This is a genomic window from Lysobacter enzymogenes (assembly GCF_017168095.1).
Lineage (GTDB): Bacteria > Pseudomonadota > Gammaproteobacteria > Xanthomonadales > Xanthomonadaceae > Lysobacter > Lysobacter enzymogenes_D.
Genome location: NZ_LXSD01000147.1, coordinates 1 through 21,021, shown reverse-complemented (window position 1 = coordinate 21,021; position 21,021 = coordinate 1). Strand labels below are relative to the sequence as shown.

General features: G+C 70.5%; 18 protein-coding genes. 12 read left to right on the top strand and 6 right to left on the bottom strand.

Annotated features, from left to right (window positions below; all coding sequences use genetic code 11):
• Positions 1-270: a DUF2007 domain-containing protein gene (locus tag A7A76_RS04220; protein ID WP_206410022.1), complete on the bottom strand. Its 270-nt coding sequence runs from the start codon at positions 268-270 to the stop codon at positions 1-3.
• Positions 271-602: 332 nt separating this feature from the next.
• On the opposite strand from A7A76_RS04220, the gene A7A76_RS04215 reads away from it, so the two are divergent.
• From A7A76_RS04215 to A7A76_RS04200, 4 genes are all read left to right on the top strand, one after another.
• Positions 603-2,366: a glutamine--tRNA ligase/YqeY domain fusion protein gene (locus tag A7A76_RS04215; RefSeq protein ID WP_241200715.1), complete on the top strand. Its 1,764-nt coding sequence runs from the start codon at positions 603-605 to the stop codon at positions 2,364-2,366.
• A gap of 10 nt (positions 2,367-2,376) precedes the next feature.
• Entirely contained in the window at positions 2,377-2,952 is a 576-nt protein-coding gene (locus A7A76_RS04210; protein WP_206410020.1) for a deaminase, read from the top strand.
• A gap of 291 nt (positions 2,953-3,243) precedes the next feature.
• Positions 3,244-4,314 (top strand): 23S rRNA (cytidine(2498)-2'-O)-methyltransferase RlmM, encoded by a 1,071-nt coding sequence (gene rlmM, locus A7A76_RS04205; protein WP_206410019.1) that lies wholly within the window; start codon positions 3,244-3,246, stop codon positions 4,312-4,314.
• Between the two features lie 175 nt (positions 4,315-4,489).
• Positions 4,490-5,179 (top strand): hypothetical protein, encoded by a 690-nt coding sequence (locus A7A76_RS04200; protein ID WP_206410018.1) that lies wholly within the window; start codon positions 4,490-4,492, stop codon positions 5,177-5,179.
• 288 nt (positions 5,180-5,467) lie between these two features.
• On the opposite strand, the gene A7A76_RS04195 is transcribed toward A7A76_RS04200, so the two are convergent.
• Positions 5,468-7,324, bottom strand: a complete 1,857-nt coding sequence (locus A7A76_RS04195) for a DUF1302 family protein (RefSeq protein WP_206410017.1) — start codon at positions 7,322-7,324, stop codon at positions 5,468-5,470.
• Positions 7,325-7,555: 231 nt separating this feature from the next.
• Here A7A76_RS04195 and A7A76_RS04190 point away from each other — a divergent pair, with 231 nt between their 5' ends.
• A complete protein-coding gene (locus A7A76_RS04190; protein WP_241200714.1) occupies positions 7,556-8,872 on the top strand; it encodes an MFS transporter in 1,317 nt (438 codons plus the stop codon).
• Between the two features lie 18 nt (positions 8,873-8,890).
• Here the strand turns inward: A7A76_RS04190 and A7A76_RS04185 are convergent, their stop codons facing one another.
• The 3 genes from A7A76_RS04185 to ubiH all read right to left on the bottom strand — a co-directional run bounded on the left by A7A76_RS04185 (position 8,891) and on the right by ubiH (position 11,909).
• The gene (locus A7A76_RS04185) at positions 8,891-9,067 is read right to left on the bottom strand and encodes a hypothetical protein (protein WP_206410015.1); all 177 of its coding nucleotides are present in this window, start codon (positions 9,065-9,067) and stop codon (positions 8,891-8,893) included.
• A gap of 332 nt (positions 9,068-9,399) precedes the next feature.
• Positions 9,400-10,599 carry an FAD-dependent oxidoreductase gene (locus A7A76_RS04180; RefSeq protein ID WP_206410014.1) on the bottom strand — a complete coding sequence of 400 codons (1,200 nt, stop codon included), beginning with the start codon at positions 10,597-10,599 and terminating at the stop codon, positions 9,400-9,402.
• The gene (ubiH, locus tag A7A76_RS04175) at positions 10,596-11,909 is read right to left on the bottom strand and encodes a 2-octaprenyl-6-methoxyphenyl hydroxylase (RefSeq protein WP_241200713.1); all 1,314 of its coding nucleotides are present in this window, start codon (positions 11,907-11,909) and stop codon (positions 10,596-10,598) included. The genes A7A76_RS04180 and ubiH overlap by 4 nt, the downstream gene beginning before the upstream one ends.
• Positions 11,910-12,204: 295 nt before the next feature.
• Here ubiH and A7A76_RS04170 point away from each other — a divergent pair, with 295 nt between their 5' ends.
• Genes A7A76_RS04170 through A7A76_RS04160 form a run of 3 tightly spaced genes read left to right on the top strand, consistent with a single transcriptional unit; the run spans position 12,205 to position 14,294 of the window.
• Positions 12,205-12,795 carry a hypothetical protein gene (locus tag A7A76_RS04170; protein ID WP_206410013.1) on the top strand — a complete coding sequence of 197 codons (591 nt, stop codon included), beginning with the start codon at positions 12,205-12,207 and terminating at the stop codon, positions 12,793-12,795.
• A 25-nt stretch (positions 12,796-12,820) separates the two neighbouring features.
• Positions 12,821-13,375 (top strand): cob(I)yrinic acid a,c-diamide adenosyltransferase, encoded by a 555-nt coding sequence (locus A7A76_RS04165; RefSeq protein ID WP_206410012.1) that lies wholly within the window; start codon positions 12,821-12,823, stop codon positions 13,373-13,375.
• A 4-nt stretch (positions 13,376-13,379) separates the two neighbouring features.
• Positions 13,380-14,294: a histone deacetylase family protein gene (locus tag A7A76_RS04160; protein WP_206410011.1), complete on the top strand. Its 915-nt coding sequence runs from the start codon at positions 13,380-13,382 to the stop codon at positions 14,292-14,294.
• Positions 14,295-14,579: 285 nt separating this feature from the next.
• Here the strand turns inward: A7A76_RS04160 and msrB are convergent, their stop codons facing one another.
• Complete coding sequence (gene msrB / locus A7A76_RS04155; RefSeq protein ID WP_241200712.1) at positions 14,580-15,146, bottom strand: peptide-methionine (R)-S-oxide reductase MsrB; 567 nt, start codon at positions 15,144-15,146, stop codon at positions 14,580-14,582.
• A gap of 37 nt (positions 15,147-15,183) precedes the next feature.
• On the opposite strand from msrB, the gene lptD reads away from it, so the two are divergent.
• The 4 genes from lptD to rsmA are packed head-to-tail and all read left to right on the top strand — an operon-like array spanning position 15,184 to position 20,966.
• Positions 15,184-17,757: an LPS assembly protein LptD gene (gene lptD / locus A7A76_RS04150; RefSeq protein ID WP_343225277.1), complete on the top strand. Its 2,574-nt coding sequence runs from the start codon at positions 15,184-15,186 to the stop codon at positions 17,755-17,757.
• Positions 17,754-19,115, top strand: a complete 1,362-nt coding sequence (locus A7A76_RS04145) for a peptidylprolyl isomerase (protein ID WP_206410009.1) — start codon at positions 17,754-17,756, stop codon at positions 19,113-19,115. The genes lptD and A7A76_RS04145 overlap by 4 nt, the downstream gene beginning before the upstream one ends.
• A 1-nt stretch (position 19,116) precedes the next feature.
• On the top strand, positions 19,117-20,124 hold the full coding sequence (gene pdxA, locus A7A76_RS04140; protein WP_206410008.1) for a 4-hydroxythreonine-4-phosphate dehydrogenase PdxA: 1,008 nt from the start codon (positions 19,117-19,119) through the stop codon (positions 20,122-20,124).
• Positions 20,121-20,966 (top strand): 16S rRNA (adenine(1518)-N(6)/adenine(1519)-N(6))-dimethyltransferase RsmA, encoded by an 846-nt coding sequence (gene rsmA, locus A7A76_RS04135; RefSeq protein ID WP_206410007.1) that lies wholly within the window; start codon positions 20,121-20,123, stop codon positions 20,964-20,966. The genes pdxA and rsmA overlap by 4 nt, the downstream gene beginning before the upstream one ends.
• The last annotated feature ends 55 nt before the right edge of the window (positions 20,967-21,021 follow it).

Below are 21,021 nucleotides of genomic sequence, written 5' to 3'. Positions count from 1 at the left end.
TCAGGCCGGCAGCCACGCCGGCGGCGACAGCGCCGCCGGCGGCTCCGGCTCGGCCGGCGGGTCGCCCAGGCCCAACGCCTGGACCACCTCGTCGGCCTGCGGCCAGGCCGGATCCGGCACGCACACCTGGACCGCGCCGAACAGCGGCAGCTCGCCCATCCCGCCGACCAGTGCCTCGCCGCGCAGGAACACCGGAATCCCGGCGTCTTCCAGCGCATGGCGGACCAGATGGGCGTCGATCAGGTGGGCGGCTTCGTAGACGACTCGCATCGTCGCGTCCTTCGGCCGGCAGGCCAGGCGGGTTCGCGGCCAGCATACGCCGCAACGCCGCACCGGGCGTATCCACATTCGTCATGTTCGGGCGCGCAAAGCGTCCCGATCGCGCAACGGCGCGCGAACCGGCCGCTCGGGCAAACCGGCCCGGCCCGAAGCGGCCCGCGCCGGAACGGCGGGCGGCAAAACCGCCCGCCACCGAGCGATCCGGCGCAAGCCCGCCCCGCTCGAACCGGCCGCGACCGGCGGCCGCCGGACCGCCCGCCCAGGCACGCCGGCGCCGCACCGGCTAAACTCCCGATTCTCCCTTTTCGAAGATGCCGCGCCGCATGTCCGCCGATCCGTCCCGCCTTGCCCCCGAAACTCCGACCGATGCCGCCCCGGCGCAGAAGCAGGATTTCGTCCGCCAGATCGTCCGCGACGACCTGGCCAGCGGCAAGCACCAAGCGGTGCGCACGCGCTTCCCGCCCGAACCCAACGGCTACCTGCACATCGGCCACGCCAAGGCGATCTGCCTGGATTTCGGCGTCGCCGGCGAGTTCGGCGGCCGCTGCAACCTGCGCTTCGACGACACCAACCCGGCCAAGGAAGACCCCGAGTACGTCGAGGCGATCCAGGAAGACGTGCGCTGGCTCGGCTTCGAATGGGCCGAACTGCGCCACGCCTCGGATTACTTCGAAGTGTTCTATCTGGCCGCGCAGAAGCTGATCCGCCAGGGCGACGCCTTCGTCTGCGACCTCAGCGCCGAGGAAGTGCGCGCCTACCGCGGCAGCCTCAACGAACCCGGCCGCAACTCGCCGTACCGCGAGCGCAGCGTCGAGGAGAACCTCGACCTGTTCGCGCGCATGCGCGCCGGCGAGTTCGCCGACGGCGCGCGCACCCTGCGCGCCAAGATCGACATGGCCTCGGGCAACATCAACCTGCGCGACCCGGCGCTGTACCGGATCAAGAAGGTCGCCCACCAGAACACCGGCGACGCCTGGCCGATCTATCCGATGTACGACTTCGCCCACTCGCTCAGCGATTCCTGCGAAGGCATCACCCATTCGCTGTGCACGCTGGAGTTCGAAGACCACCGCCCGCTGTACGACTGGTGCGTGGCCAAGGTCGACCTGCCGCGTTCGCCGGAGCTGCTGGCGCCGCTGCTGGCCAAGGGCTACCCGAACGAGGCCGCGATCCCGCGCCAGATCGAGTTCTCGCGCGCCAACCTCAACTACACCGTGATGAGCAAGCGCAAGCTCATGGTGCTGGTGCAGGAAAAGCTCGTCGACGGCTGGGACGACCCGCGCATGCCGACCCTGCAGGGCATCCGCCGCCGCGGCTACACCCCGGCCGCGATCCGGCTGTGGGCCGAGCGCCTGGGCGTGAGCAAGCAGAATTCGGTGATCGACTACTCGGTGCTGGAAGGCTGTCTGCGCGAAGACCTCGACGCGGCCGCGGCGCGGCGCATGGCGGTGATCGATCCGCTCAAGCTCACCATCGCCAACCTGCCCGACTCGCACGAAGAATCGCTGCAGTTCTCCAACCATCCCAAGGACGAGAGTTTCGGCACCCGCCAGGTGCCGTTCTCCAACCAGCTGTGGATCGAGCGCGAGGACTTCGAGGAAGTTCCGCCGAAGGGCTTCAAGCGCCTGATCCCGGGCGGCGAAGTGCGCCTGCGCGGCGCCGGCATCCTGCGCTGCGACGAAGTGATCAAGGATGAAGCCGGCAACATCGTCGAACTGCGCGGCACGCTCGATCCCGAATCGCGCCCCGGCATGGCCGGCGCCGACCGCAAGATCAAGGGCACCATCCACTGGGTCAGCGCGCGCCACGCGGTGCAGGCGCAGATCCGCCTGTACGACCGCCTGTTCGATGTCGCAGCGCCCGACGACGACAGCGACGGCAAGACCTACCAGGACCATCTGAATCCGAATTCGCGCCGCACCGTCGTCGGCTACGTCGAGCCGTCGGCGGCGCAGGCCGCGCCGGAGCAGGCGTTCCAGTTCGAGCGCGTCGGCTATTTCGTCGCCGACCGCTACGACCACCGCAGCGACGCGCCGGTGTTCAACCGCAGCGTGACCCTGCGCGACACCTGGGCGAGCAAGGAATGAGCGCGCAACGATGAGCACGAAAATCCAGAACCCGCTGACCCGGCAGGTGCAGTTGCTGCTGCCGGACTGGATCGACGACGCAGTGGACCGCAGCCGCGTCTACGCCAGCGACGAGGACAAGGTCGCGCTGGCGGTGGAGCTGTCGCGGCGCAACGTCGAACTGCGCACCGGCGGCCCGTTCGGCGCGGTGGTGTTCGACGGCCACGACCGCGTGGTCGGCGTCGGCGTCAACCGCGTGGTGCCGCAGAACTGCTCGGTCGCCCATGCCGAGATGATGGCCTTCATGTGCGCGCAGACCGCGGTCAGCCAGTTCCGCCTCAACGAACTGGGGCCGATGACCCTGGCCACCTCGGCCCAGCCGTGCTGCATGTGCTACGGCGCCAGTTTCTGGGCCGGCATCAACAACCTGCTGATCGGCGCGCGCTCGGAAGACGTGATGCGCCTGACCGAGTTCGACGAAGGCCCGCTGCCGGCGGACTGGATCGGCGAACTCGAACGCCGCGGCATCGCCGTGCGCCGCGACCTGCAGCGCGAGGCCGCGTGCGAGGTGCTGCGCCGGTACGGCGAGAGCGGCGTTTCGTACTGAGACCGCGACGGCGCGTCGAGCGCCGCCGTTGCGAGGCGTTGGTTCTGGCGCGGCCAGAACCCGTCGCCCCACCACCTCCGTCATTCCGGCGAAAGCCGGAATCCATTTTGATCTTGCTCTTGCCCTGCCCGCACAGGCAGAAGCAACAGCAAAATGGATTCCGGTTTTCGCCGGAATGACGGGGTCGGGGAGTTCTCCGCAGCCGCGGCGGCGCCGCGACGGCGCCGCGACTGTAACCCTCCGCCCGCCGCCTGTGCTTCACTTCCCCCACCCGCCCCCGAGCCGCGCCCCATGACCGACTCCGCCCTGTTCTGCCTGTGCCGCGCCGGGTTCGAACCCGAGCTCGCCGCCGAACTGAGCGAGCGCGCCGCGCGCGCCGGCCATCCGGGCTACGCCCGCACCCAGCGCAACAGCGGCTATGTCGAGTTCGTGCTCGAGGACGCGGCCGCCGCCTCGCGCGCGCTGCCGTGGTCGACGCTGATCTTCGCCCGGCAGAAGCTGGTGCGCCTGGCCGACCTGCGCGGCCTGGACCCCAGCGACCGCATCGCGCCGATGCTGGCCGCGCTCGACGCCGTCGGCGGCGCCGGCCTCAATGTCTCCTCGTTCGGCGAGCTGTGGGTCGAGCATCCCGATTCCGACGAAGGCAAGCCGCTGGCCGGGCTGGCGCGCAGCTTCGGCAACGCGCTGCGCCCGGCGCTGCGCAAGGCCGGCTGGCTGAGCAAGACCGACGACCCGCGCCGGCCGCGCCTGCATGTGGTCTTCCTCGCCGGCGACCACGCGGTGCTGGCGCTGTCCGAACCGCTCGACAGCGCGCCGTGGCCGCTCGGCATCCCGCGCCTGAAGATGCATCCCGACGCGCCCAGCCGCTCCGCGCTCAAGCTCGAAGAGGCGCTGCTCACCCTGCTCGATCCGGACGAACGCGAACGCCGCGTGCGCGACAACATGCAGGCCGCCGACCTCGGCGCCGCGCCCGGCGGCTGGACCTGGGTGCTGATGCGCAACGGCATGAAGGTCACGTCCGTCGACAACGGCCCGCTGCGCCAGGCCCTGCTCGACAGCGGCCGGGTCGATCACCTGCGCGCCGACGGCTTCACCTGGCAACCCAAGCGCACGCTGGACTGGATGGTCTGCGACATGGTCGAGTCGCCGGCGCGCGTGGCCGAGCGCATGGCCACGTGGTTTCGCGAGAACTGGTGCCGGCAGGCGATCTTCAACCTCAAGCTGCCGATGAAGAAGCGCTGGGAAGAAACCCGGATCTGCCTGGAAGCGTTCGAGCACCAGACCCATCGGCCGATGATCGTGCGTGCGCGCCAGCTGTATCACGACCGCGAAGAGATCACGGTGTTCGCGACGCCGCGCTGAGCGGCCGCCCGCATCCGTTCGCGCACGACGTTCATGCCGTCGCCACATCGCTGAGCGCATCCGCAACGGCCGGTCTTGAACCCACGCGCCGCGTTCATCGCGCGTTGCCGCGTTTAACATCGGATTGATCGCGCCCGGTTTAGCGTCCCCTCGTCCCCATAGCGAGGCGAGCACGATGCGAACGCATGCGATCAAGCGACACTCCCTGCTGATGCTGGCCACCGTCGCCGCGTTGGCCGCAAGCGCGGCCTCGGCGCAGGTGCCCAGCAAGGTTCAGTCCAGGCACGATGCGGTGGAAAAGGCCGACGTGGCCGCGCAGGACGCGCGCCAGGCGCGCGACAGCGCCGCCAGCGCCCAGGCCGCCGCCACCGCCGCCGCGCAGACCCGCCAGCAAGGCGCGATCAGCGAACGCGGCGCGATCGCCGCGCAAGCCACCGCGCAGCAGGCGCAACGCGCCGCCGAAGACGCGCGCCAGGCTTCGCAGCAGGCCAAGCGCGCTTCCGAAGACGCGCGCTCGGCGCAGGCCGCGGCGACCGCCGGCAGCAATCCGACCGGCGCCGCCATCGAAGCGCGCGCGGCCCTGAGCGAAGCGCGCACCGCCAACGCGATCGCCGCCGACGCCGGCAGCGTCGCCCGCGCCGCCGCCGCGGCCACCGCCGAAGCCAACCAACTGCCCGACCGCGTGATCGCCCCGCCCAGCGACGGCCGCAGCGTCGACTTCGCCGCGCTCGACGCCAACGGCGACGGCGTCATCAGCCGCGAAGAATCGCGCGCGCACGGCGCCCTGAGCGCGAACTTCCTGGCCGTGGACCTCGACGCCGACGGCCGCATCAGCGCCAGCGAAATCGCCGCCTGGCGGCGTTGATCGCCACGCCACGGATTCACCGCGGCAGCTACGGATGCTCCCTGTAGGAGCGGCGCAAGCCGCGACCGCGACAAGACAACCACGCCGCCACCAGCCGTAGCTGGGAAAGCGGGAGTCCGGGACTTCCAAGGTCCTCGCACGAGAAGCCCTGGATTCCCGCTTTCGCGGGAATGACGGCGTGGGAGAGGCGTCGCGCTGCCTTCCTCACATCTCACGCAGCGCGTCGTTTCTTTCGCCGCCCCTCTTTCACTGAGCTTTTCTGCCGCAACGCTTCGGCGCCCCAACGCCTCAAAACGTCGCCCCCACCGCCACGCTCGCATAATCGTGATCCGCCAACGGATCGTAATGCGCGCTGCCGGCGTAATCGGTATAGCTCAAGCTGGCGAAATAGCGCGAACCGTACCTGGCCGACACGCCCAGGGTCAGCTGCCGGCGGTCCTCGACCAGTTGATTGTCGATCGCGAACCCGCGCACGTCGTGGCCGAAACTCAGGTTCGGCGATACCGTCCAGTCCGCGCCCAGCGCGTAATCGAGCTGAGCGCGCAAGCGATAGCCCCAGGCGTTGCGTGTGTAGAAACCTTGATCGACGCAGCCGCGCGGGTTCTGGATCGCGGGGCAAACGCCACCGTAGCCCTGCGGCGAAAATCCCCAGTGGAAACCGCGCCCGTAGCGCGCCTGGCTCAACGGCGGCAAGTCGGCGCGGCTGACCATCGCCTCGCCCGCCAGCGTCGCCTGCTTCGCGCCCAACACCCCGGCGAAACTGCGTTGCGCGTTCAACAGCAACTGATCCTTGTCGACCCGGTCGTAGCCGCGCAGCACCGCGCCCGGCGCCAGCGCCGCGTTGCGCGCGCCGATCGGCCCGCCGTTGCTGGTCAGCGCGCGGAACATGTCGGCGGTGTTGAGCTGCACCGGCTGGCCGCGCGTATGCGAAAGCTCGGCGCCGAGGTTCCAGCCGCGCCAGCGCGTCTGCGCGCTCAGGCCGAGGATGCGGAGGTCGTCCGGGTACTCCCAGATCTCGCGGATCGTCGACAGCCGCGCCGACAATTGCGCGTGAACCTCGGGCACGCCGGCGGCGATCAAGCGCGGCGCCAGGCTCGGGTCGGTGCGCGCGGGGTCGATCGCGGTCGCGTCCAGGTACGGCGCGCGCGAGTTGATGCGCAGGTAGTACGCGCCCCAGCCGCGGCCGCTGGCCTCGTCGCGGTAGCGCAGCGACAGGCCGTACTGGCCGCGGTCGCTGCCGTACCGGTCGCGGTCGCGCGGCAGGATCGCGCCCATCGATTGCATGAAGCCGTCGCTGAGCCACGGCCCGGCGCCGCCGGAAGCGCTGTTGAGCGGGTAATAGGCGTTGGACTGGATGCCGGCGCAGCCGCGTTCGATGCCCAGGTCGCTGCCGGAGAAGAACGTGCCGCACGGGTCGTACTCCGACGGCCGCCAGTTCCACTGCCAGAAACCTTCCAGGCTCAGCTTCGAATCCAGCGTCCACTTCGCCCACAGCATCTCGACCGGGATCTGCGCCTCGCTGGCGGCATCGGCGCCGGGCCGGCGCAGGGTGGTGTAGTCGACTGGATTGACCTGATTGACGCCGCTGAAGAACAGCCCGCCGCCCCACTTCACCGCCTGCTTGCCGATGCGCACATCGAGCGCGCTGTCGTCGTCGAGCTTCAGATGGCCGTAGACGTAGGCGTTGAGCCAGAGAAAGCCGGAGAACTGGTTCGAACGCGAGAAGCCATCGTCGCTCAGCGGCGCCGACGGGTCGAAGCCGTTGGGCACGTTGCCCTGGCGCACTTCATGCCGGTCCAGGGTGGCGTCGTACCAGGTGCGCGCGCTGAGGTTGAGGCCGACGTCGCGGTACTTCAGGTCCACCGACTGGACGAGCTTGAACAGGCTGGAGAACGCGTCGCCGCGGCCGAAATTCAGATTGCCGTCGTCGGCGGTATCGGCGCCGGTGCCGCCCTTGGGCTGGCCATCGGAGGCGTAGCCCTTGCCGAGCAAATGCGGCTGCGCCTTGCCGGTACGCACCGCGGTGCCGGCGACGACGCGGGTGCTCCACTGGCCGTGGATGCGGCCGTCGGCCAACTCGAAATCGGCAGCCGCGACCGGCGCGGCGGCCAGCGCGGCGAGTACCGATGCGGACAGAACACACACTCGATACGTGAACGTGCGACGTAAAAAATCACCGGAAAACAGCTGAAAATCCAACATGCGCACCGATCCTGCAAAAACTGCTGCAGGGTTTCTAGCACCGCCTCGGCGCGACCGGCACTACTACTTTAGGCTGTGATCCGCCGCGCCCCGGTTGTGCGCGCGCGCAGTTGCGGCATAGTGCGATGCCAGTCCCGCCCGAGCCCGCCGCCGTCCATGAATTCGCCGCAGTCGATGAATTCCCCCGCCCTCGCCGCAACGCCCGCGCGCGCCGCGCCGCTGAACCGCAAGGACGCGCGCACGCTGTTGCTGTCGGCGCTCGGCGGCGCGCTGGAGTTCTACGATTTCGTGATCTTCGTCTTCCTGACCGAGACCCTGCGCAAGCTGTTCTTCCCGGTCGGCACGCCCGAGTGGCTGGGCACGCTGCAGGTCTACGGCATATTCGCCGCCGGCTACCTGGTGCGGCCGATCGGCGGAGTGATCATGGCCCACTTCGGCGACCGCTCGGGGCGCAAGCGCATGTTCACCCTGAGCGTGTTCCTGATGGCGCTGCCGACGCTGTTCATCGGCCTGCTGCCGACCTATGCGCAGATCGGCCTGGCCGCGCCGCTGCTGCTGTTGTTCCTGCGCATCGTCCAGGGCATCGCCATCGGCGGCGAAGTGCCGGGCGCGTGGACCTTCGTCGCCGAGCACGCGCCGCGCGGCCGGGTCGGCTTCGCCTGCGCCTCGCTGTCGGCCGGGCTCACCGCCGGCATCCTGATCGGCTCGCTGATCTCCACCGCGATCAACACTTTCCTGGCGCCGACGCAGGTGCTGGACTGGGGCTGGCGGGTGCCGTTCCTGATCGGCGGCGTGTTCGGCTTCCTCGCCGTGTATCTGCGCCGCTGGCTCAGTGAAACGCCGGTGTTCACCGCGATGCGCGAAAGCCGGCAACTGGTGCGGGAACTGCCGCTCAAGCAGGTGCTGCGCGAACACCGCGCCGGCGTGGTGCTGTCGATGCTGGTGACCTGGCTGCTGACCGCGGCGATCGTGGTGATCATCCTGATGACGCCGACCATCGTGCAGCAGAAGTTCGGCATGGCGCCCGCGCACGCCTTCCTCGGCAACAGCCTGGCCGCGTTCTGCCTGACCCTGAGCGCGGTCGGCGGCGGCTGGCTGGTCGATCGCATCGGCCGCGGCCGCGCGCTGTTGATCGGCTCGCTCGGCGTTTTGATCAGCAGCTTCGCGCTGTATTACGACTTGAACCACGGCGCGCACAACTTCCTGCTGCTGTACGCGCTGGCCGGCGTGTTCGTCGGCGTGGTCGGGGTGATCCCGGCGGTGATGGTGGCCGCGTTCCCGGCGCCGGTGCGGTTCTCGGGATTGTCGTTCTCCTACAACGTCGCCTACGCGGTGTTCGGCGCGGCCACGCCGCCGTTGATCGGCGGTTACCTCGCGCCGCATTTCGGCGGCATGGCGCCGGCGTATTACGTGATGGCGGTGGCGCTGGTCGGGGTGGCGGTGGCGGTGTATCTGCTGGCCGACACCCGCCAGCGCTTCCACGAAGACTGAGCGCGCCGCGGGCGCGGCTCAGCAGACCATTACGAAGTACACGCCGAAGATCCACAGCCCGGCGATCCAGCAGCCCAGCATCGCCAGGCACGCGGCCAGGATCCAGGCCGCGCGCGCCCAGCCGCCGCGGCCGAGCGCCCAGCGCGCGGCGACCACCGGCAAGGCCAGCCCGAGCAACACGAACAATCCCAGCACCGCCCAGCCCAGCGCCCAGAACGCGGCGGATTTTTCGCCTTATTCGGGCGGGCACTGGGCCGTGGCCGACGCCAGCGTCGGCCACAACGCGCAGGCGAGCGTCGCGCAGCGCTTCATATGGCTTTCTCAGGCAAGGCAGGAGCAACAGCAAAATGGATTCCGGCTTGCGCCGGAATGACGGTGTGCTGGAGGCGTTTCATTGCATGCAACAGACGCAAGCTCCCAGCCGTCATTCCGGCGAAAGCCGGAACCCATTTTGACTTTGCCGTTGCTTGCGCCGTGAGCGCCGCGACACGACTCCCGAACCGACGCGGACCGCGAAAGCCCCCGCCTCACACTCCCGCCGCGCGCCGCCAGAAGAAATGCGCCAGCGGCGGCAGCTTGCCGGCCAGCCCCAGCAGCGGCCCGCGCACCAACGTGGCGGCGAGGTCGTCGTTGGAGAACAACTTGTTCAAACCGTCGAACCCATAGGCCGCCAGCGCGTTCTCGCTGCGGCGCTCGCGCGCCCAGCGCTCCAGCCGGTGCGGCGAACCCGGGTCGGCGCCGCGGCGCTGCGCCTGCCGCAGGCTCGCGCGCAGCCCGGCGACGTCGCGCAGGCCGAGGTTGACGCCCTGCCCGGCCAGCGGATGCACCACGTGCGCGGCATCGCCGATCACCGCCACGCGGCCGGACACGTAGCGCTGCGCCAACTGCCGGCGCAGCGGAAACGCCGCGCGCTGCGATACGCCGGTCAGCGCGCCCAGGCGCCCGGCGAAGGCGCGCTCCAGTTCGATCAGGAACGCGCCGTCGTCCGCGGCGAGCAGGCGCTCGGCCTGCGCATCCGGCAACGTCCACACAATGGAGCTGCGCTTGTCGCGCGCGCCGTCCTCGCCCTGGGTCGGCAGGAACGCGATCGGCCCGCCCGGCAGGAAGCGCTGCCAGCAGGTCGCTTCGTGGCTGCGTTCGCTGTCGACGTAGGCGACCAGGCCGCGCTGGCCGTACTCGTGCGCCGGCGCGTCGATGCCGGCAAGACGGCGCAATCTGGATTCGGCGCCGTCGGCAGCGACCACCAGCCGCGCGCGCAGGCGGCGGCCGCCGGCCAGGGCGACGCCGACGCCGTCGGCCTGGTCGCGCTCCAGCTCTTCGACCTGCTCCGGGCAATGCAGCTGTACGCCGGCCGGCGCCAGCGCCGACCACAGCCGGTCGACCAGCAGACCGTTCTCGACGATCCAGCCCAGTTCGCGGCGGCCGAACGCGTCGGCGTCGAAGGCGATCTCGCCGCCGCCGGCCGCGTCCCACACCCGCATCGCGCGGTACGGCTGCGCGCGCGCTGCGCGCACCGAGCTCCACACGCCCAGGTCCTGCAGCAGCGCGGCGTTGTCGGGCGCGAACGCGTACACGCGCAGGTCCGGGCGCTGCGGCGACCACGGCGCCGGCTCGCGCGCCTCGACCAGCGCAACCTCGAATCCGTCGCGCGCGAACGCCAGCGCCGCGGCCGCGCCGACCACGCCGGCGCCGACCACGACCACATCGAGAATCTCGCGCCGGCTCATGCGCGGCCTCCGCGGCGGCCGCCCGCGGCATCGTCGAAGCCGGCGGCGCCGGCGCGGTCGTCGCGGCACAGCGCCGGCACGTCGCCGCGATAGCCCATCGCGCCGCCGACCAGGAACGACTGCGCGCTGGCCAGACGGTCGAACGCGAACAGGCCCAGGCTGCGCAACGGACGCATCAGTTCGGTCTCGTTCGAGGCCAGCCGCGCCAGTCCGTCGGAGAAGCCGACGGTGCGCTCGCGGTCTTCCTTGCGCCGTTCCAGATAGCGCGCCAGCAGCGCGTCGCTGCCGCAATCGGCATCGCCGGCGCTGCGCTGCCGTTCGATCAGTTCGGCCAGGGTCATCGCATCGCGCAGGCCGAGGTTGAAGCCTTGCGCGCCGATCGGATGGATGGTCTGCGCGGCGTTGCCGACCAGCACCGCGCGCGCCGCGACGGTGCGCTGCGCCAACACCCGGATCGCCGGATACAGGCTGCGCGCGCCGCAGGCCAGCAGCCGCCCGGCGCGCCAGCCGAACGCGTCCTGCGCGCGCGCCAGGAAGCCGGCTTCGTCGAGCGCGGCGACCGCGTCGGCGTCGGCGCTGGCGACGCCGTGGATGAGACCGTAGTGGCGGTCGCCGCGCGGCAGCAGCGCGGTCGGGCCATCGCGGCCCAGGCGCTCGTAGGCGGTGCCGTCGGGCGTGCGCTCGCCGCGCACGCGGGCGACGAACAAGGTCTGGCCGTAGTCGTGTTCGTCGCTGCCGATGCCGAGCGCGTCGCGCACGCCGCTGCGGGTGCCGTCGGCGGCGACCAGCAGCCGGGTGCGCAGGATCCGCTCGCCGGCGCCGTCGGCCACGCGCACCGCGCGCCAGCCGTCGTCGCCGTCGGCCAGGCCGACGAAGCGCACCGGGCGATAGCGCAGCAGGCGCGGCAGCTCGGCCAGCCGCGCTTCCAGCGCATCGCCGAAATCGCGCGCCACCACCACCCGGCCGAATTCCTCGCGGCCGTAGCGCTGGGCGTCGAGCACGGTGCGGCCGAAGTCGCCGCGGCGGCTGATGTGGATGCGCCGGATCGGCCCGGTCGGCGCGCGCAGCTTGGCCAGCACGCCGAGCGCGTCGAGGGCGTTGAGGGTGGCTTCGGCGAAGCTGAGGTTGCGTTCGTCGAACACCGCCGGCAGCGCGCCGGGCGGGGCGGCTTCGATCAGGCCCACGTCGAGACCGATGCGGTCCAGGGCGATGGCGAGACTGGCGCCGACCAGGCCGCCGCCGACGATCAGGACATCGTGGCTGGCGTGGATCTGCGCGCCGGGGGAATGCGGCGTAGCGTCGGAAGTCATGGCGTTCATGATACTGGCGCGCTTGCTAAGCGTGCGTTCGCGGTTGTCGCAGCATGGCGACCGGGTAGAAGAGCGTCGGGCCTGAAGGCCCTCCCACAAGCGCCAGGCTTCGGCTGCCTGTGGCAACGCCCGTGCGGGAGGGGACTGCCTTTGTGGGAGGGCCTTCAGGCCCGACGCTGTTCGGCCAGCCCACCTGAATCAATCACTTAGGCCACAACCGCGACCCAGGCGGCACATTCGCCCCGAGCTTCTTTAGAATGCCCGCATCGACGCGCCCGCGTCCGGAGCCAGATCCATGAAGCCGAACACCCGCAACAGCCTGATCCTCGCCCTGCTGGCCGTGTTGATGGTCGCCACCCGCGTCAATCACTGGGCGCCGATCCCCGACGCCTCGTGGGCGGTGTTCTTCATCGGCGGCTTCTACCTGCGCAACTGGACCCGCTGGGCGTTCCCGGCGTTGATGGCGCTGGCGGTGGCGATCGACTACGCGGTGATCACCCGCATGGGCATCAGCTTCTGGGATCACTACTGCGTCTCGGCCGCCTACTGGTTCCTGGTGCCGGCGTATTTCGCGATGTGGGCCGGCGGCCTGTTCGTGGCGCGCAATTACAAGCGCGCCTGGAGCACCCTCGGCGTCGCCGCCGGCGCGCTGCTGGTGTCGGTGGCGGTGTGCCAGCTGCTGAGCCAGGGCAGCTTCTACTGGATCTCGGCCTCGGTGCCGAACCCGACCGTCGCCGGCTGGGCCGCCAACTACGTCGAATGGCTGCTGCCGTACCTGCGCACCACCGCCACCTACGTCGGCATCGCCGCGCTGGTCCAGGCGATCGCCGCCGGCGCGAGCAAGACCGCGCTGGACGCGCGCGCCGACGACGCGCACAAGCGCTGATCGCCGCGGCGCACGGTTCGACGCGATGGGCAACCGCCTCTCCAAGATCTACACCCGCACCGGCGACGACGGCTCCACCGGCCTGGGCGACGGCAGCCGCACCGGCAAGGATTCGGCCCGGGTCGGCGCCTACGGCACGGTCGACGAAGCCAATTCGACCATCGGCCTGATCCTCGCCGCGGAACTTCCCGAGGTCGTGCGCGAGCAGTTGGTGTCGATCCAGCACCAGATGTTCGATCTCGGCGCCGAGCTGTGCATTCCCGGACACGCGGCGATCTTCGCCGCCGACATCGACCGGCTGGAGCAGTGGCTCGACGCGCACAACGAGGACCTGCCGCCGCTCAAGGAGTTCATCCTCCCGGCCGGCGGCGAGGCCGCCGCGCGCTGCCACATCGCCCGCACCGTGGTCCGCCGCGCCGAGCGCGAGACCGTGGCGCTGGCGCGCGTCGAAGACATCCGGCCCGAGGCGGTGCGCTATCTCAACCGTCTGTCCGACCTGCTGTTCGTGATCGCCCGCGTGCTGGCCCGCGCCGGCGGCCACGGCGAGGTCACCTGGAACCACGAGCGGCGCAAGGCCTGACGGCGTGCGCGTCTACACGCATCCGGCCTGCACGCGCCACGACCCGGGTCCGGGCCATGCCGAGCGGCCGCTGCGTCTGGTCGCGGTGACCGAATCGCTGCGCGAAGCCTTCCCCGAGCGCCTGCGCTGGTGCGAAGCGCCGGCCGCCAGCCGCGGCCAGCTGCTGCGCGCGCATTCCGACGAATTGCTGGCGCTGGTGCTGGACACGCCGGTCGACGGCCCCATGCAGCTCGATCCCGACACCGTGCTCGCGCCGGGCTCGGCCGAGGCCGCGCTGCGCGCCGCCGGCGCCGGCGTGGCGGCGGTCGACGCCGTGCTCAAGGGCGAGGAAACCCGGGCGTTCTGCGCGGTGCGGCCGCCCGGCCACCACGCCACCGTGCACGCGGCGATGGGCTTTTGCCTGTTCAACAACATCGCCGTCGCCGCCGCCCACGCCTGCGACAAGCACGGCCTGGCGCGGGTCGCGGTGATCGACTTCGACGTCCACCACGGCAACGGCACCCAGGCGATCTTCGACAGCGATCCGCGGGTGATGTACGTGTCCTCGCACCAGATGCCGCTGTACCCGGACACCGGCTACGCGCACGAACGCGGCGTCGGCAACATCGTCAACGCGCCGCTGCCGGCGGGCACCGGCAGCGAAGGCTTCCGCCGGGTCTGGCGCGAGCGCCTGTTGCCGACCCTCGACGGCTTCCGCCCGCAGCTGGTGCTGATCTCGGCCGGCTTCGACGCGCACAGGCGCGACCCGCTGGCGCAGATCGAACTGGACGGCGAGGACTTCGCCTGGCTCACCGCCGAACTGGTCGCGCTGGCCGAGCGCCACGCCCAGGGCCGGGTGGTGTCGATGCTGGAAGGCGGCTACGACCTCGCCGCGCTGCGCGAGAGCGCGGTCGCCCACGTCGGCGCGATGCTGGCCTGAGCGACGGTGGCCTGAACCGGCCGCAGCCCCTGTAGGAGCGGCGCGAGCCGCGACCGCAGGGTAGCCGGTCGCGCCGCAAGCGCAGTGTCGCGGTCGCGGCTTGCGCCGCTCCTACATTGGCTCTGCCTTATCCGGCGACACGGCCTGAAAGCGCACGATCGAGCCCCCAATCCGACCGAAGTCCCTCGGCGTGAGCCGCGACCGCGGGGATAGCCGCTTGCGGCGCAAGCGCAGTGTCGCGGTCGCGGCTCGCGCCGCTCCTACAGGGGCTCCGGCCGCCGCGGCTCAGCCTTCCGGCTTGGCCTCGAACTCCAGCGCCGCCGAATTGATGCAATACCGCAGCCCGGTCGGCCGCGGCCCGTCCGCAAAGACGTGCCCCAGGTGCGACTGGCAACGCGCACATTTGACTTCGATCCGGCGCATTCCGTGACTCTCGTCGGCATGCTCGCTGACCGCTTCGGGCCGGATCGGCCGGTAGTAACTCGGCCAGCCGCTGCCCGAGTCGTACTTGCTGTCGGAGTCGAACAAGGGCTCGCCGCAGGCGACGCAGGTGTAGGTGCCGGCCGCCTTGTAGTTCCAGAAGCGGCCGGTGAAGGCGCGCTCGGTGGCCGAGCAGCGGCACACGGCGTACTGCTCCGGCGACAGCTGCTCGCGCCATTCAGCTTCGGTCTTCTCGACCGGGACGGCCGGGTCGGGGCTGGGGTGCTGGCTCATGGTCTCCTCCGGGGTGGGCGGCGCCACGTTGCCGGCACGATCGGCGGGCATTCCCGGCCGCACCGGCGAAAGTTGCAAGATGAACGCCGTTGACTCCCAGATGGCGCTCGCGTTGCCCGCTTGCAAGGGATGGGGCAAGCTAACCGCCGTTTTTCAACGTCTGCCGGATGCTCGCGTGCGCAAACCCCTCCGCCTGCTCCCGTTGTCGCTCTGCATCGCCATCGCCCTGCCCGCGTACGCGGCGGACGACAACGAGAATTGGGGGCTGTGCCCGCTGATCGACGCGGTCCCGTCCTTCGACGACGCCCCCGCCCCGAGCGGCACCGCCGACCAGCGCGCCAGCCAGCCCACCGCCATCGACGGCGGCACCCTGCAGCGCGCCGGCGACGACCAGAACATCGTCGTCCAGGACAACGTCCGCCTCAGCCGCGGCGACCAGTTCCTCGGCACCGACAAGCTCAGCTACAACCAGGAATCGGGCAAGTACACCGCCGAGGGCCATGTCCGCTACCAGGACTCGAGCATGCGCCTGGTCGCCGAGCACGCCGAAGGCGACCAGAACGCCGACAAGCACCAGATCGACGACGTCGAGTACCAGCTGACCTCGCGCCGCGGCAACGGCGGCGCCGAGCGGATCGAGCTCAACGGCGTCAAGGGCTCGCTGCTGAGCTCGACCTATTCGACCTGCGCGCCGAACCAGCGCGCCTGGGAACTGCGCGCCCACCGCATCGACATCGACACCGACGAAGGCATGGGCGTGGCGCGCAACGCGACCCTGCGCATCGGCAAGGTGCCGGTGCTGTACGTGCCGTGGTTCATGTTCCCGGTCGACGACCGCCGCCGCACCGGCCTGCTGTATCCGAACATCGGCTTCTCCGGCAAGAACGGCTTCGACTGGCGCCAGCCGATCTACCTCAACCTGGCGCCGAACTACGACGCGACCCTGTTCCCGCGCTACATGAGCAAGCGCGGCGAGAGCCTGGGCGTGGAGTTCCGCTGGCTGTACGAGAACGGCTCGGGCGAGACCTACGTCAACTGGATGCCGCGCGACGACCTCTCGCGCAAGGATCCCGACCGCTACAGCTACTACATCCGCGAAGGCAATCCGGCGCTCAAGCCCGGCGACCCGATCCCGCTGCTGCCCGAAAACCAGCGCCCGCGCGACAACCGCGGCGAGTTCGCCTTCAAGGGCACCCACCGCTTCAACGGCACCTGGTACGCCGGCGCCAACCTGGCCTGGGTCAGCGACAAGTACTACCTGCAGGACTTCAGCAACAGCCTGTACGGCCAGTCGGCGACCTCGCTGCGCAGCGAGATCGGCGTGTACGGCCGCGGCCGCTACTGGGACGCGAGCTTCATCGCCGACCACAACCAGCTGGCCGACTTCACCCTGCAGGAAAACTCGCTGGCCTACGACCGCCTGCCGCGCGCGACCTTCCATTGGGCGCAGCCGATGCAGCGCTGGCTGGAAACCGGCGTGGACACCGAGGCGGTGCGCTTCCAGCACTCGGACATGAAGTTCATCAGCAACGATCCGACCCCGGGCATTCCCGCCAACCTGCGGCGCGAGATCCCGGGCGGCAGCCGCTTCGACATCCGCCCGTACGTGAGCTTCCCGCTGGAAGGCGCGGCCTGGTACATCCGGCCCAAGCTGGCCTGGCGCTACACCGCCTACGAGCTGGATTCCAACCTCGCCCAGCAGATCGCGACCCAGCGCGCGATCACCGAGTACGGCACCTCCACCCCGACCGACGAGCAGATCCGCTCGTTCTACAACAAGTCGCCCAGCCGCAGCCTGCCGATCACCTCGATCGACGCCGGCCTGTACTTCGACCGCGAGACCGAAATCCGCGGCGACCACTACGTGCACACCCTGGAGCCGCGCGTGTTCTACCTGCGCGCGCCCTACCGCGACCAGGACGGCCTGCCGCTGTTCGACACCAACCCGATGTCGTTCAGCTGGGGCGCGCTGTTCCGCGACAACCGTTATTCCGGCGCCGACCGCCAGACCGACGCCAACCAGCTCACCACCGCGCTGACCACGCGCCTGATCAACTCCGAGGACGGCCGCGAGCGGCTGGCCGCGAGCATCGGCCAGATCCAGTACTTCGACGACATCCGCGTGGTCGCCGGCGCCGAGACCCCGATCAAGCAGGGCAAGTCGGCCTGGGTCGCCGACGTCAGCGTCTCGCCGACCGACCGCTGGACCATCAACGCCACCTACCAGTGGGATCCGCGCCTGCGCAGCGAGGACGTCGCCACCCTGCGCGCGCGCTACCTGTTCGGCAACGCCGGCGTGGTCAACTTCGCCTATCGCTACCGCCGCAACCTGGCCGCGCCGCCGGGCTCGCCGAGCGAGATCGCCGACCAGTACGAGCAGGCCGACTTCTCCTTCCTGTACCCGATCAACAACAACTGGAGCATCGTCGGCCGCTACTACTACTCGATCAAGGACAGCCGTCCGCTCGAGCAGATCGCCGGCGTGCAGTGGGAAAGCTGCTGCCTGGCGGTGCGCGCGATCGCCCGCCGCTACCAGCGCAACCGCTCCGAAGACCTGAACAGCTCGTTTCAGGTGGAGTTCGAACTCAAGGGTCTAGGCTCGGCCGGCCAGAACACGGAGAAGGTTTTGCGCCGTGCTATTCTCGGCTACAACCGCGACGACCTCTATCTGACGCCTCCTTCGCCTTCGATCAGCCGCGAAAATCGCGGTCCCGGCGGCGACGAGGCCATCCTCGACCCGACCCTATGAACAATCGTTTTGCCCGTGCCCTGACCGCTGGCGTCCTGGCCGGCGGCCTGCTGATCGGCGTCGCCCAGGCCCAGGAGCTGCAGCCGATCGACCGGATCGCCGCGGTCGTGGACGAGGACGTCATTCTCAAGACCGAGCTCGACCGCGCGGTCGCCAACATCCTCACCCAGTACGCCGGCCGCAGCGAACAGCTGCCGCCGCGCGACGTGCTCGAGCGCCAGGTGCTCGAGCGCCTGATCCTGCTCAAGCTGCAGGTCGCGCAGGCCCAGGGCACCGGCGTGCGCGTGACCGACCAGGAGATCGAGCAGGCCATCGCCGGCATCGCCCAGTCCAACCGCATCAGCGTCGACCAGCTGCGCCAGCAACTGGCCCGCGACGGCAGCTCGTTCGCCGACTTCCGCAATTCGATCCGCGACGAACTGCTGGTGCAGCGCCTGCGCCAGCGCTTCGCCCAGACCCGGGTCTCGGTCAGCGAGGCCGAGATCGACGCCGCCCTGGCCGCCCAGGCCAACACCGGCACCCAGTACCACCTGGCCCACATCCTGATTTCCCTGCCCGAAGGCGCCACCGCCGAGCAGATCGCCACCGCGCAGAAGAAGGTCGACGGCGTCAAGACGCTGATCGACAAGGGCGAGATGGACTTCAACGCGGCCGCGGTGCGCTATTCCGACAGCCCCAACGCGCTGGAAGGCGGCGACCTGGGCTGGCGCAGCGTCGACGAAATCCCGGCCGCGTTCGCCGAGCTGATGAAGTCGATGAAGGCCGGCGACGTGACCCAGCCGCTGCGCGGCCCGAGCGGCTTCCAGCTGCTCAAGCTGGTCGAGGTGCGCGACGCCTCCAAGGCCGGCCCGCAGATGGTCACCCAGTACCACGCCCGCCACATCCTGGTGCGCGTCAACGACAAGATCACCGAAGCCCAGGCCAAGGCCAAGGCCGAGACCCTGCGCGCGCGCATCGCCGGCGGCGCCAAGTTCGAGGACGTGGTCAAGGAAAGCTCCGAAGACCTGGGCACCCAGGCCAAGGGCGGCGACCTGGGCTGGTTCACCCGCGACGAATTCGGCCCCGAGTTCGGCGGCGCGGTCGCGGCCCTGGCCGACAACGAAGTCTCGCAGCCGGTCCACACCAGCGCCGGCTACCACATCGTCCAGCGGTTGGGCACGCGCGAAAGCGACATGGCCGACCAGAGCAAGCGCGCCCAGGTCCAGGAGACCATCGGTCGGCGCAAGCTGGAGGAAGAATGGAACCGCTTCCTGCGCGAGAAGCGCAGCGAGGCCTATGTCGACTTCCGCATCGGCAAGGGCTCGGAAAGCAACCAGCCGGGAACCGAAACCACGCTGCCGACCGCCAAGGGCGGCTGACGTGACCCCGCCCCGGCTCGCGCTGGTGCCGGGCGAGCCGGCCGGCGTCGGGCCGGAGCTGTGCGTGCGGCTGCTGCAACAGCCGCGCGACTACGACCTGATCTGCTACGCCGACCCGCGCAGCCTGCGCGCCGCGGCCGACGCCCTCGCCCTGCCCTTGACCCTGCTCCCGCCCGACCGCCCTTCGCGCGCGCCGGGCGAGATCGCCGTGGCCGAGATCCGCAACCCCGCGCCCCCGGCCTTCGGCACGCCCGAGCCGGCCAACGCCGCGGCGGTGATCCAGGCCCTCACCGACGCCGCCCAGGCCTGCCTGGACGGGCGCCTGGACGGGGTGATCACCGGCCCGGTGCACAAGGCCGTCATCAACCAGGGCGGCATCGCCTACACCGGCACCACCGAGTTGCTGGCCCGGCAGGCCGGCTGCGAGGTGGTGATGATGCTGGCCAACGACATCGTCCGGGTCGCCCTGGCCACCACCCACCTGCCGCTGCGCGCGGTCGCCGACGCGATCGCGCCCGAGCCGCTGGCGCGGACCCTGCGCATCGTCGACGCCGCCCTGCGCGGCGACTTCGGCCTGGCGCGCCCGCGCATCGCCGTGCTCGGCCTCAACCCGCACGCCGGCGAAGCCGGGCACCTGGGGACAGAGGAGATCGAGGTCATCGAGCCGGTCCTGGCCGCGCTGCGCGGCGAGGGGCTGGACCTGATCGGCCCGCTGCCGGCCGACACCGCGTTCCTGCCGGCCAAGCTGCAAGGCTTCGACGCGGTGCTCGCGATGTACCACGACCAGGGCCTGCCGGTGCTCAAGTACAGCGGTTTCGAGCGCGCGGTGAACCTGACCCTGGGCCTGCCCTACCCGCGCGTGGCGGTCGACCACGGCACCGCCCTGGACCTGGCCGGACGCGGCCTGGCCGACCCGTCCAGCCTGATCGCCGCGGCCGAGGCCTGCGCCCGCATCGCCCGGGCGCGTTCGTCCCGCACTTCCCGTACCCCGCCCGGAGGCTCGCCATGACCGGCACCGCCAAGACCCACGCCAAGGGCTTCAAGCCCGAGGCCAAGAAGCATCTGGGCCAGCACTTCCTGCACGACGCCAACATCATCGCGATGATCGTGCAGGCGGTGGACCCCAAGCCCGGCGACCGCCTGGTCGAGATCGGCCCCGGCCAGGGCGCGATCACCTTTCCCCTGCTCGACCGCCACGGCGAGCTGACCGTGATCGAGTTCGACCGCGACCTGATCTTCCCGCTCACCGAGTCGGCGCGCGCGCACGGCACGCTGGAAGTGATCCATCGCGACGTTCTGACTGTCGATTTCAGCGCCTTGGCGCACAACGGCGGGCCGATCCGGCTGGTCGGCAACCTGCCCTACAACCTGTCCTCGCCGATTCTGTTCCATGCGCTGGAGCACGCCGCGGCGATCCGCGACATGCACTTCATGCTGCAGAAGGAAGTCGTCGACCGCATGGCCGCCGAACCCGGCAGCAAGGTCTACGGCCGGCTCAGCGTGATGCTGCAGGCCTATTGCCAGGTGATCGCCTTGTTCGACGTGCCGCCGGCGGCGTTCCGGCCGCCGCCGAAGGTCGACTCGGCGGTGGTGCGGATGATCCCGCTGGCGCCCGAGCGCATCGGCATCGACGACCACGCGCTGTTCGCGCGCGTGGTCCGCGACGCCTTCGGCCAGCGCCGCAAGACCCTGCGCAACGCGCTCTCGCTGGTCTGCGACGGCGCCTCGATCGAAGCCGCCGGCGTGCGGCCCGACGCGCGCGCCGAGCAACTGGAAGTGGGCGAATTCGTGCGTCTGGCCAACTGGCTGCGCGCGCACGACAAAGTCCTGCCGGATCCGTCGGCGGCTTGACCGGCGCGCTCGCGCGAGCGCGCGCGGCCCGCGTCCGCGCGCGGCGCGACGCTCG